This window comes from Bradyrhizobium sp. SZCCT0148 (assembly GCF_018129985.1).
Taxonomy (GTDB): domain Bacteria; phylum Pseudomonadota; class Alphaproteobacteria; order Rhizobiales; family Xanthobacteraceae; genus Bradyrhizobium; species Bradyrhizobium japonicum_H.
On sequence record NZ_JAFCKT010000017.1, the window covers coordinates 72796 to 85245 of the forward strand.

At 65.0% G+C, this 12450-nt stretch carries 10 protein-coding genes; 7 read left to right on the plus strand and 3 right to left on the minus strand.

Going from position 1 to position 12450, the window contains the following annotated elements; all coding sequences use genetic code 11:
* Positions 1-10 precede the first annotated feature (10 nt).
* Both hutH and hutI read right to left on the minus strand, forming a co-directional pair.
* Positions 11-1570 carry a histidine ammonia-lyase gene (gene hutH / locus JQ580_RS30315; protein WP_212284457.1) on the minus strand — a complete coding sequence of 520 codons (1560 nt, stop codon included), beginning with the start codon at positions 1568-1570 and terminating at the stop codon, positions 11-13.
* Positions 1567-2781, minus strand: coding sequence for an imidazolonepropionase (hutI, locus tag JQ580_RS30320; RefSeq protein WP_212284459.1), 1215 nt, complete (start codon positions 2779-2781; stop codon positions 1567-1569). Before hutI ends, hutH begins: the two co-directional genes overlap by 4 nt.
* A gap of 103 nt (positions 2782-2884) precedes the next feature.
* Here hutI and JQ580_RS30325 point away from each other — a divergent pair, with 103 nt between their 5' ends.
* The 6 genes from JQ580_RS30325 (at position 2885) to JQ580_RS30350 (ending at position 8861) form a co-directional block, all read left to right on the plus strand.
* Positions 2885-4243, plus strand: a complete 1359-nt coding sequence (locus tag JQ580_RS30325; RefSeq protein WP_212284461.1) for a formimidoylglutamate deiminase — start codon at positions 2885-2887, stop codon at positions 4241-4243.
* Complete coding sequence (hutC, locus tag JQ580_RS30330; protein WP_212284463.1) at positions 4240-4959, plus strand: histidine utilization repressor; 720 nt, start codon at positions 4240-4242, stop codon at positions 4957-4959. Before JQ580_RS30325 ends, hutC begins: the two co-directional genes overlap by 4 nt.
* Before the next feature lie 105 nt (positions 4960-5064).
* A complete protein-coding gene (locus JQ580_RS30335; RefSeq protein WP_212284465.1) occupies positions 5065-6009 on the plus strand; it encodes an ABC transporter substrate-binding protein in 945 nt (314 codons plus the stop codon).
* Between the two features lie 71 nt (positions 6010-6080).
* Positions 6081-6854, plus strand: coding sequence for an ABC transporter permease (locus tag JQ580_RS30340; RefSeq protein ID WP_212284487.1), 774 nt, complete (start codon positions 6081-6083; stop codon positions 6852-6854).
* The gene (locus JQ580_RS30345; RefSeq protein WP_212284467.1) at positions 6851-7636 is read left to right on the plus strand and encodes an ABC transporter ATP-binding protein; all 786 of its coding nucleotides are present in this window, start codon (positions 6851-6853) and stop codon (positions 7634-7636) included. The genes JQ580_RS30340 and JQ580_RS30345 overlap by 4 nt, the downstream gene beginning before the upstream one ends.
* A complete protein-coding gene (locus JQ580_RS30350; protein ID WP_212284469.1) occupies positions 7629-8861 on the plus strand; it encodes a Zn-dependent hydrolase in 1233 nt (410 codons plus the stop codon). The genes JQ580_RS30345 and JQ580_RS30350 overlap by 8 nt, the downstream gene beginning before the upstream one ends.
* On the opposite strand, the gene bamA is transcribed toward JQ580_RS30350, so the two are convergent.
* The gene (gene bamA / locus JQ580_RS30355) at positions 8858-11371 is read right to left on the minus strand and encodes an outer membrane protein assembly factor BamA (RefSeq protein WP_212284471.1); all 2514 of its coding nucleotides are present in this window, start codon (positions 11369-11371) and stop codon (positions 8858-8860) included. The two genes, JQ580_RS30350 and bamA, sit on opposite strands and share 4 nt — an antisense overlap.
* 310 nt (positions 11372-11681) lie before the next feature.
* On the opposite strand from bamA, the gene JQ580_RS30360 reads away from it, so the two are divergent.
* On the plus strand, positions 11682-12050 hold the full coding sequence (locus tag JQ580_RS30360) for a hypothetical protein (RefSeq protein WP_249134549.1): 369 nt from the start codon (positions 11682-11684) through the stop codon (positions 12048-12050).
* Positions 12051-12450 lie beyond the last annotated feature (400 nt).

Below are 12450 nucleotides of genomic sequence, written 5' to 3' on the forward strand. Positions count from 1 at the left end.
GGGCACCTCTTCAGCTCAGTCTCGGAAACGGATCGGTTGAAAGCTTGGCAAGCGTTGCGGCCGGCAGCGCGTCGGCCTCGATCAACGCGGTGGCTTTGGCGAGATCGCCGGCCATGTAGCGGTCGGCCCCGAGCGCTGGCACCTGTTCGCGAAGCTTCGCGATGACGGCGACGAGCGGCGCGCTGGTCGCATGCGGCGCGCGCAACGTGATGCCTTGGGCGGCGACCAGAAGCTCGATGCCCAAGATGGCGGCGAGATTGTCGGCCATGTCGGAGAGGCGCCGCGCAGCATGGGCCGCCATCGAGACGTGGTCTTCCTGGTTGGCGCTGGTCGGGGTCGAATCGATCGAACAGGCGGAAGCGCGCTGCTTGTTCTCGGCATACAGCGCGGCGGCCGTCACCTCTGCGATCATGAAGCCGGAGTTGATGCCGGGATCCGGCGTCAGGAACGGCGGCAGGCCGAAGTTCAGCGCGGGATCGACCAGGGTGGCAATGCGCCGCTCGCTGATCGCTCCGATCTCCGACAGCGCCAGCGCGATGGCATCGGCGGCAAAGGCCACCGGCTCGGCGTGGAAATTGCCGCCGGAGACGATCTCGCCGGTCTCGACCAGCACCAGCGGATTGTCGGTGACCGCGTTAGCCTCGACGGTCAGCGTGCGCGCGGCCTGCGTGATCAGGTCGAGCGCGGCGCCTGCGACCTGCGGCTGGCAGCGCAGGCAATAGGGATCCTGCACGCGCTCGTCGCCTTCGAGATGCGACAGGCGGATGTCGCTGCCATCGAGCAGCGCCATCAGCGTTGCGGCCGCGGCGATCTGTCCGGGATGACCGCGCAAGGCCTGGATTTCGGGGCGGAATGGAGCGGTCGACGCCATCGCCGCGTCGACCGACAAGGCGCCGGTCACGAGCGCGGCACGCGCCAGGCCGAAGGCTCGGAGTACACCCGATACCGCATAGGCGGTCGAGAACTGCGTGCCGTTGATCAGCGCGAGTCCCTCTTTGGGGCCGAGCGTCAACGGCGCGAGACCGGCGGCGGCGAGCGCCTCGCTGCCGGATACAATTTTCCCATCAACGAGCGCCTGTCCCTCGCCGATCATCACGGCGGTCATGTGCGCGAGCGGTGCAAGATCACCGGAGGCGCCGACCGAGCCCTGTTGCGGCACCAGCGGATAGACACCTCGCATCAACATGTCCTGCAGCTGCTCGATCACCTCGCGACGTACGCCCGAGGCGCCGCGCCCAAGCGAGACGATCTTCAGCGCCATCATCAGCCGAACGATCGGCTGCGGTGTCGCCGGGCCGATGCCGCAGCAATGCGACACGATCAGATTGCGCTGGAGCAGCGCGGTCTGGTCGGGCGGAATTCGTTTCGAGGCCAGCTTTCCGAAACCGGTGTTGATGCCGTAGGCGGGTGCGTCCTCGCGCGCGGCTGTCGCAACGATCGCCGCGGCAGCCTCGACCCGCGGCCAATATGTTGGATCGAGGACGACGGGCGCGCCTTCAAGCACGCGCGCGAGATCGTCGAGGCCGACCGTTCCCGGCGTGACGACGATCGCTGCGCCTTGGCTGGTCACTGTCCCCTCCACACCCGGCGATGCAGCGGATTGAAGCCGATGCGATAGACCAGCTCTGCAGGACGCTCGATGTCCCAGATCGCGAGGTCGCACCACTTCCCGGCTTCCAGGGTGCCGGTCTCACCGAGCACGCCGAGCGCTCGCGCGCCTTCACGGGTGATGCCGGCGAGGCATTCTGCGACATTCATCCGGAACAGCGTCGCGCCCATGTTCATTGCGAGCAGCAGCGACGTCAGCGGCGAGCTGCCGGGATTGCAGTCGGTTGCAAGCGCCATGGGAACACCGTGCATGCGGAACGCATCGACCGGCGGCTTCTGCGTCTCGCGGATGAAGTAGAAGGCGCCGGGCAACAGCACGGCGACCGTGCCGGCCTTTGCCATCGCAGCGGCTCCGGCTTCGTCGGTATGCTCGAGATGATCGGCCGACAGCGCCGAGAATTTTGCGGCGAGCGCAGCACCGCCGAGGTTCGAGAGCTGATCGGCATGCAGCTTGACCGGCAGCCCGAGCCACCGCGCCGTCTCGAACACGCGCGCCGTCTGCTCGGCCGAGAACGCGATGCCTTCCATGAAAGCATCGACGGCATCGGCGAGTCCGGCCTTTGCGATGGTCGGCAGCATCTCCCTGCAGACGAAATCTATGTAGCGATCCTTGTCGCCATCGGCTTCCACCGGCAACGCATGCGCGCCGAGGAAGGAGGTGCGGATCGCGACCGGCCGCTGACGACTGATACTGCGCGCGGCCGCGAGCTGCCGCATCTCCGTCTCGGTGTCGAGGCCGTAGCCGGATTTGATCTCGACCGTGGTTGCGCCCTCGCCGATCAATGCATCCAGCCGGGGCAGAGCGCTCGCGACGAGTTCGGCCTCGCTCGCCTTGCGCGTCGCGGCCACCGTGGAGACGATGCCGCCGCCGGCGCGTGCGATCTCCTCGTAGCTCGCGCCCTTCAGGCGTAGCTCGAATTCGTGCGCGCGGTTGCCGCCATAGACGAGATGGGTGTGGCAATCGACCAGGCCCGGCGTGATCCAGCGCCCCTCGCAATCCGTTCGCTTGATTGCGTCGGCATCAACAGGAAAGTCCGCCGCCGCGCCCGCATAGACGATATGGCCGCCGCGCGCGGCGATCACGCCATGCTCGATCTCGCCGAGGTCGGGCCGGTCGGCCCGCATCGTGGCGAGACGGGCATTGTGCCAGATCCGGTCGAAGCGCTCTGCCATGCAACGGTCCCTTCGCGGATGTCCCTACGCCCTGGGATGCTTGACTTATATGTCTAGACATATAATCGTAAGGCTCTTCTGTCCAGCCGGCGTGTCATCAATCATGTCCCGACTGCATTTCGCCTCTGCGCTCCTGCCTTCGGGCTGGGCCAATGACGTGCAGGTGGTCATTACCGCCGGCGCGATCGCGGCGGTGACGGCGGGCGTGCGGCCAGCCGCCGGCGACGAGCGCCACGCCGTCGCGCTGCCGGGATTGGCGAGCCTGCACAGCCACGCTTTCCAGCGCGGCATGGCAGGCCTTGCCGAGCTGCGCGGCAACAGCACCGACACATTCTGGACCTGGCGCGAGACGATGTATCGTTTCGCCCTCGCAATGACGCCCGATGACGTCGCCGCCGTTGCGACGCTTCTCTATGTCGAGATGCTGGAGCAGGGTTTTACCCGCGTCGGCGAATTCCATTACCTGCACCATGATCGCGACGGCGCGCCCTATGCCGATCCCGCCGAGATGGCCGCGCGGATCGCGCAGGCGGCCGAGGCCTCCGGCATTGCCCTGACATTGCTGCCGAGTTTTTATGCGCATGGCTCCTTTGGGGGGGCCGCGCCGCATGACGGCCAGCGCCGCTTCATCTGCTCGGTCGATCAGTTCGCGACATTGATGACAGCGTCGCGCAAGGCAATCAGCACATTGCCCGGCGCCAATATCGGCATCGCGCCGCACAGCCTGCGCGCGGTGACGCCGGACGAGCTCGCAGCGATCATTCCCCTCGCCGAGGGCGGCCCGGTGCATATCCATGCCGCCGAGCAGGTGAAGGAAGTCGAGGACTGCCTCGCCTGGTCGGGACGACGACCGGTACAATGGCTGCTCGAGCACACTCCTGTCGATCGGCGCTGGTGCATCATTCATGCGACACACATGACGGATGAGGAAGTCGCCGTGTTCGCAAAGTCCGGCGCGGTGGCGGGTCTTTGCCCCATCACCGAGGCGAGTCTTGGCGACGGCATCTTCCCGGCGCGCGAATTTCTCGGCGCGGGCGGTACGTTCGGCGTCGGTACTGATTCCAACGTGCTGGTCGGAGTCGCCGACGAACTGCGCCAGCTCGAATATGGCCAGCGGCTGAAGCATCGCGCGCGCAACGTGCTTTCCAGCGGCGCGGGCCGTTCCACCGGTCGCACATTATTCGACCATGCTCTTGCGGGCGGCGCGCAAGCACTGGCCCAGCCGACGGTCGGCCTCGCCCCTGGCGCGCGCGCCGACATCGTCACGCTCGACACGGCGCATCCTTCGCTATCGGAGCGCGCCGGCGACGCAGCCATTGACGGCTGGATCTTTGCCGCGAGCAGTGGTGCGATCGATTGCGTCTGGGCCGGCGGTAGCAAGGTCGTTGAAGGCGGACGCCACAGGTTGCGCCAGATCGCGCGCGAGCGCTTCAACGCGGCGGTGCGGAGGCTCGTCGCATGAGCCTCGCCGCCGACCAGCCGACGCTCTACAAGCGTATCCGCGCCGACATCGAGAAGTGCATCCTGACCGGCGAATGGCCGCCGGGTCATCGCATTCCGTTCGAGCACGAGCTCGTCGCGCGCTACGGCTGCTCGCGCATGACCGTGAACAAGGCACTGTCGGAGCTGGCACAAGCCGATTTGATCGAGCGGCGGCGGCGTGCCGGCTCGTTCGTGCGCCGGCCGCAGCATCAGTCTGCGGTGCTCAAGATCGCCGACATCCGCGCCGAGATCACCGCGCTCGGCCGCGCTTACGGCTATGAGCTGATCCATCGCAGGCTGCGCGCCGCGACCGCGGCCGACCGTGACCGTCTCGGCGTGCGGAAGGCCGGCAAGGTGGTGGCGATCTCCTGCCGGCACAGCGCCGACAAGGTGCCGTTCGCCATCGAGGACAGGCTGATCGATTTGTCGTCCGTGCCCGACGCCGCCACAGCGGATTTCTCGCGCGAGCCGCCAGGGTCCTGGCTGCTTCATCATGTCCCATGGACAGAAGCCGAGCATACGATCAGCGCCATCGTTGCGGACGAGCGCACGGCGGGCGCACTTGCAATTCCCGTCGGCGCGCCCTGTCTCGTGATCGACCGCTATACCTGGCGCAGCGCGCGCACCATCACCGCCGTGCGCCTGCTCTATCCCGGTGACTCTCACCGCCTTGTCGCGCGATTCAAGGGAGGTTGAGAGGATATGTCGGCACAAATCGTGCAACGCTTCCGGCAACGGCTCGCAAGGGCCGGCAGTGATCAACAGGACGTCAATCCAACGATCGGCAAGAGGACAACAATCATGCGTAGTTCGACAATTTTCGCGACAATCATTGCAATCGCGGCTTCCGCTCCCGTGCTCGCAGACGACGTCAAGGTCGGCGTCGGTATCTCCGGATGGACCGGCTTCGCGCCGCTGACGCTGGCGAAGGAAGCCGGCATCTTCAAGAAGAACGGCCTCGACGTCAGCATCAAGAAGATCCCGCAGAAGGACCGCCACCTCGCGATCGCGTCCGGCGACATCCAGTGCGCGGCGACCACGGTCGAGACCTGGATCTCCTGGAACGCCAATGGCGTTGCGACCAAGCAGATCTTCCAGCTCGACAAGAGCTATGGCGCCGACGGCATGGCCGTGCGCAACGACGTGGCCGCGATCAAGGACCTCAAGGGCAAGACCGTCGCCGCCTCCGCGCCCGGCACCTCGCCCTATTTTGCGCTGGCCTGGATGCTGAAGAAGAACGGCCTCACGGTGAAGGACGTCACCGTCGTCAACCTCGAGCCGGCAGCCGCCGCGCAAGCCTTCGTCTCCGGCCAGAACGACGCCGCGATGACCTATGAGCCTTATCTGTCGACGGTACGCGCCGCGCCCGACAAGGGCAAGATCATCGCGACCACGCTGGACTACCCGATGGTCATGGACACCTTCGGCTGCACGCCGAAATTCCTGACCGAAAATCCCAAGGCCGCCAAGGCGCTCGCCGACAGCTATTTCGAGGCGCTCGACATGATCGCCAAGGACCAGGCCAAGGCCTATGAGATCATGGGCGCGGACGTGAAGCAGAGCGGCGAGCAGTTCGGCAACTCGGCAAAGTATCTGCGCTGGCAGGACAAGGCCGCGAACCAGAAGTTCTTCGCGGGCGACTTCCTGACCTTCAACAAGGAGGCTGCCGAGCTGCTGCTCGAGATCGGCATCATCAAGGCGGCGCCGAAGGTCGAGGACCTCTACGACGCCAGCTTCATCAAGTAACGCCTCGATAGCCGCCGGCTCCGTCTCGCAGCGGGGCCGGCGATCCCGTTCATCGCCTGGATAGATCGTTGATGCGCCCTCTGGATCCCGTGACATCGAAGCAACGTGTGGCCTATGGTTTTGCGTTCTTCGTGGTGTTCGTTGCCCTCTGGTCATGGGCGACCTTCGGCGGCCATGTGTCGAAAGTGTTCCTCGCCAATCCGCTGACCATGGTGCAGGAAGGCGTCGATCTGATCGTCAGGCAGGGTTTCCTGTACGACATCGGCATGACCATCTGGCGCGTCGTCGGCGGCTTTGCGCTCGCCGCCATCATCGCAGTGCCGATCGGCGTGCTGATGGGCGCCTACAAGCCCGTCGAAGCCTTCCTCGAACCGTTCGTTTCCTTCGCGCGCTATCTGCCCGCCTCCGCTTTCATCCCGCTGCTGATCCTGTGGGCCGGCATCGGCGAACTGCAGAAGCTGCTCGTCATCTTCATCGGCTCGGTTTTCCAGGTCATCCTGATGATCGCGGTGACGGTCGGCACCACGCGTCGTGATCTGGTTGAAGCGGCCTATACGCTCGGCGCCAGCGATCGCGGCATCATCCGCCGCGTGCTGCTGCCCTCCTCCGCGCCCGAGATCGCCGAGATCCTGCGGCTGGTGCTGGGCTGGGCCTGGACTTACGTCATCGTTGCCGAGCTGATCGGCTCGTCCTCGGGCATCGGTCATATGATCACCGACAGCCAGGCGCTGCTCAACACCGGGCAGATCATCTTCGGCATCATCGTGATCGGGCTGATCGGCCTGCTCTCGGACTTCATGTTCAAGGCGTTCAACGCCTGGCTGTTTCCGTGGAGGCTCGCATGACGATCCTCAAGATCGAACAGGTCTCGCGCACCTTCCCCGCGCGCCACGGCAACGCCCCGACCAAGGCGCTGGAGCCGACCGATCTCGTCATCGGCAACAACGACTTCGTCACCATTCTCGGGCCCTCCGGCTGCGGCAAGTCCACGCTGCTGCGCATCGTTGCCGGCCTCGACCGCCCGACCGGCGGACGCGTCACGCTCGACGGCCGCGAAGTGACGGGTCCGGGCGCCGATCGCGGCATGGTGTTCCAGTCCTACACGCTGTTTCCCTGGCTCACCGTGCGCGAGAATATCGCGTTCGGCCTGCGCGAGCGGGGCGTCTCCGAGGCGGAGCGCCACGGAATCGCCGACGCGTTCATCCGTCAAGTCGGTCTGTCCGGCTTCGAAAACCATTGGCCCAAGCAGCTCTCCGGGGGCATGCAGCAGCGCACCGCAATCGCGCGCGCGCTCGCCAACGACCCCAAGATCCTGCTGCTCGACGAGCCCTTCGGCGCGCTCGACAACCAGACCCGCGCCCTGATGCAGGAGATGCTGCTGGCGATCTGGGAGCGCGACCAGAAGACCGTGCTGTTCGTGACCCACGACATCGAGGAAGCGATCTTCCTCGGCAGCCGCGTCATCGTCATGAGCGCGCGGCCGGGCCGCATCAAGGCCGAGATCACCGTCGACCTGCCGCATCCGCGCTCCTACAAGATCAAGACCACGCCGGAGTTCGTCCAGCTCAAGGAGCGGCTGGTCGAGGAAATCCGTACCGAGGCCTTGAAGGTCGCCGAGCATGCCTGACAATCGTCCTTCCGCCGACGGGGCGCGCGTTCTCGCCGACCTCAATGCACTCCGCGCCATCGGCGCCTACAAGACCGGCGTGCACAAGCCGACCTTCTCCGAGCCGCACAAGCAATCGCTGGATTGGCTGGCACGGAAGCTGCCCGAAGCCGGTCTCTCCTCCGCGATCGACGGGATCGGCAACGTCTTCGGCACCAGCGCGAAGTCCGGGCCGAAGCTTCTTGCCGGCTCGCATCTGGAGAGCCAGAATTATGCAGGCTGGCTCGATGGCCCGCTTGGCGTCATTTATGCCCTCGAAGCCGCGCGGGTGCTCAATGCCGATCCCTCCGTGAACGGTGCCGTCGAAGTCGCCGTTTGGTGCGATGAGGAAGGTCATTTCGGCAGCTTCCTGGGCTCGCGCTCCTTTGTCGGGCAGGTGACCGAAGCCGAGATCGACGCCGCGCGCGACCGCACCAGCGGCCGCAGCATGCGCGACGCGCTTACCGAGATGGGGCTTGCTGGCCGTCCACGCGTCCGCGTCGAGCCGGGACGCCACGTCGGATATCTGGAGGCGCATATCGAACAGGGCGACACGCTGGAAAGCGGCAAGCTCGCGATCGGCGTCGTCACCTCCATCGTCGGCATCTGGCAATATCGCGTCAGCTTCACCGGCGAGCAGAACCATGCCGGCACCACGCGCATGGCCGTGCGTAAGGACGCAGGGCTGGCGCTGGCCAAATTCTGCGTGGCGATCGACGAGCGATTTCCGGCCACCTGCGGTCCGCGCACGGTCTGGACCACCGGCCGCATCACGCTCGATCCGGGCGCACCGAGCATCATTCCGGGCGGAGCCGAAATGCTGTTCCAGATCCGCGACGACGATCCGGTTGTCATCGCGCGATTGGAGCAATTGCTGCGCACCATGGCGGACGAGGTCAGCGCGAAAGGTCCCTGCACCGTCACTGTCGAGAAGCTGCGCACCGGTGCGCCCGCCCTGATGAACTCAAGCTTTCAGGATGCGATCGAAGCCGCGAGCAAGGCGCTGGCCGGCGGACGATCCGTTCGCATGCCCAGCGGCGCCGGCCACGACGCGCAGATGCTGGCAACCGTCATGCCCGCGGCCATGCTGTTCGTGCCGTCGATCGGCGGAATCAGCCATCACTGGACCGAGAACACCACCGACGCCGATATTGTGACCGGGGCGGAGGTGTACGTCGAGGCCTGCCGCCGCATTCTCGCGGGTTAGAACGACGTCCCTCCTCCGAATCTGAACTCCTGCACGACGTCGTATTTGCCCTTCGTGATCGGCACGGCGTAATCGAAGCGCAGCGGCCCGAACGGCGAGGCCCAGATCAGGCCGACGCCGACCGACGATCGCACCGTGTTGCCGTCGTCATATTGCAGTCCGCAGGTCGGGCACGCCTTGGTGTTGACCTCAGCCGTGGCCGACCAGGAGGTCGGTCCCTGATAACCCCACAGCGAGCCGGCATCGGCGTAGACAGCCCCCTTCAGGCCGACTTCCTTCGGCAGGAACCAGAACGGCATCTGCAATTCCGCGGACGCGCCCCAGTATTTCGTGCCGCCGAGCGCATCGCCGTTGGCGCCGAGGCTCCAGTACGTGATGTCGCGCGGACCGATGCCGTTCGAGGCGAAGCCGCGCACCAGGCTCGGACCCATCTGGAAGTGATCCAGCATGCGCAAATCCTGGTTGCCGAGCTTGCTGAGGAGGCCGCCCTGGAGGTGGATCACGCTGACGATGTCGGAGACGAGCGGCGTGTAGTATTTGGTGTCCAGCACGGTCTTCAGATAGGAGACGTCGCCGCCGACCCCTGCGAAATCCTGCCGGAAGTCGACCAGCAATCCGCCCGTCGGGTTCCTGGTGTTGTCGAGCGTGTTGTAGCTCAGCGTGTAGCCGAGGGCCGATGTCCAGGTCGCGCCGTTCGCCAGCTCCTTGCGGACCGGCAGGCTCGATTCACCGTCGCCGTAGCAGCCATAACCATAGACTCCCGAGCTCGTGGAATTGGTCGGATCGACGCCACCCAGAACGTTCTGGATGTAGGAAGGCGTCGGGTTGAAGGCCAGCGAGCTGTTGGACGCATTGTTGTTGCAATTGTTATAGGCGCTGGCGAGCGTGATGCTCTGCTGATAGAGCGAATAGCGGAGCTGAAGCGAGAGGTCCTCGCGCAATGCAAGGCCAATACGCGGCGAGAAGCCGAGCGTGGTCACGCCGTAGCTCGTATAGCTGTTCGATTTCTGCTGCTTCCAATAGGTGTCGAACCCGAGCGCCATCCGGTAGTCGAGCAGATAGGGCTCGACGAACGACAGCGATATGCCGCGCGAATACTGGCCGTAGCTGACGGACGCCTTGGCATAGAGCCCCTTGCCCAGCAGGTTGCGCTCGGAGACCGAGACTTCGGCCAGTGCACCGTCGCTCGTGGAGTAGCCGCCCGAGATCGAGAAGTCGCCGGTCGATTTCTCTTCCATCTCGACGATCAGGACCACGCGATCGCTGGAGGAGCCCGGCTCGGTGACGATCTTGACGCTCTTGAAGTAGTCGAGGTTCTTCAGCCGACGCTCGGCACGGTCGACCAGCGCGCGGTTGTAGGCATCGCCTTCCGAGAGGTCGAACTCGCGCCGGATCACGTAGTCGCGCGTGCGTGTGTTGCCGCGCAAATTGATGCGCTCGATATAGGTGCGCGGACCTTCGTCAATGTTGAACACGACGGAGACGGTGTGCGCCTCGAAATTCCGGTCGCCGCCGGGACGGACCGCGGCAAAGGCATAGCCTCGGCGCGAGGCCTCGATCTGCATCTCCTCGACCGACTTCTCGACCAGTTCGACGTTGTAGAGCGAGCCGACCCCGACGCGCGAATAGGCGCGGAGCGTGCCCGTGTCGAAATTGGCGATGCTGGAGCGGAAGTCGACGGAGCCGATGCGATATTGGGCGCCTTCCTCGATCTTGAAGGTGACGAGGAAGCCCTTCTTCTCCGGATCGTATTCGGTGAGTGCGGCCACCACCTGGACGTCGGCGAAGCCGTTCTTGAGATAGAAGCGGCGGATCAGGTCGCGGTCGGCCTCGACCCGGTCGGGATCGTAGATGTCGTTGCTGCCGAGGAAGCTGAGCAGATTGCTCTCGTGCGTCTTGATGACGTCGCGCAGGCGTGCCGCCGAAAAGGCGCTGTTGCCGATGAACTCGACCGACTTCACCGAGGTCTTGGCGCCTTCCTCGACCGTGAAGACGAGATCGACACGGTTGTTCGGCTGCTCGATGATTTCAGGGGTGACCCGCACGTCATATCGGCCGGAGCGCCGGTAGATCTCGGCGATGCGCAGCGTGTCGGATTGAACCAGCGCGCGGGAAAACGTCCCGCGTGGCTTGGACTGGATTTCCGCTGAAAGCTGCTCGTCCTTGATCTTCTTGTTGCCCTCGAAGGCGATGCGGCCGATCACGGCATTTTCGATCACCGACACCACGATGCGGCCGCCGGACTGATTGATCTTCACGTCCTGAAACATGCCGGTCGCGATCAGCGCCTTGAGCGCGTCGTCGACGACGGATTGATCGAGGCGTCCGCCCGAACCGGGCCTGAAATAGGAGCGGACCGTCTCGGCCTCCACCCGGCGATTGCCTTCGACCAGGATCGTCTCCGCGACCTGCGCGACCGCCCGTTGCGGCAACAGCGCAAGCGGAAACGAACTCGCAATCGATACAGCACTCATCGCCACGACGATCGACCAGGCCCGCAAGAACGACATTCCACACCTCAACAGCACTTCGCATGCTCTGAAGACGGGAACGCTGTGGCCGCGGTGTGGCTTTGGGATTGCCGCATGTTTCTGCGCGTTGAATTTCGTGCGCCCAATCGATTGCGCGCGCCGCATCTGCGCATGGGCAGCAGCGGTCTCCGGCCCTGCGCGGCAGCGAGTGGCCGACTCTTGCAGCCGTCGCGCCATGGCGCGGCCCGCGCGAATATTCGACAACATTCCGTAACGCGTGACTTCTTTACAAGGTCCGGGACCGGTGCGAGAGGCGGCGCCATCAGGAATTCGCATGGGACATTTGCCGATGAGCGCGCGCGACATGATCCGAACGGCGCTGGCCGCCTTCCTTCTCTCGACTCTGACCGCGCATGCCGCGACCGCCGGCAAGCGCCATCGAGAGCCGGCGATACACAGCGCCGTCTATGAATACGGCCCGCGCGGCCCGAACGGGTCCTATCGGTCCGGCCCGCATACGCGCATCTATGTGAGCAAACGGTCTTGGCTGGACGGCGGCACCGAGGTTCTTCCGGGCGAGCGCAAGTTCACCGATTATGCCTTCCCGCCTGGCGCCTCGTTCGCACGTCGCAACAACAACCGGTCGCTCGACCGACAGCCACTGAGTCCGGATTCAGACCTGGGCGGATTTGCACAGCGAATTCCGATTTCGTGGTGACGTGAACTTCTTCCCTCGTCATTGCGGGCGCAGCGAAGCAATCCAGAGTCATTCCGCCGAGAGTTTCTGGATTGCTTCGCTGCGCTCGCAATGACGAGTACGGGGCGACGGCTAGTCTTCCAAGTATCAGTGTCATTCCCCGCGAAGGCGGGGAATCCAGTACGCCGCGGCTTCTCGGTTCAATCACCTCCGTCTCGGAGGACTGGATCGCCCGGTCCTTGTGCGCAAGTGCGCACTGGCCGGGCGATGACAGTGAGTAGGTGTTGGCAGACACGCCTTCTCGTTCCCGCGGCGCGTTTCGCCCGAGCTTTGCTTGATCGCTTCACCCTCCAATCCAAGAGGGCGCAGGGAAGGCCGGGTGCCGGCTGGCACCCGCGGTCCGCTGCGCGAAAATGCACAC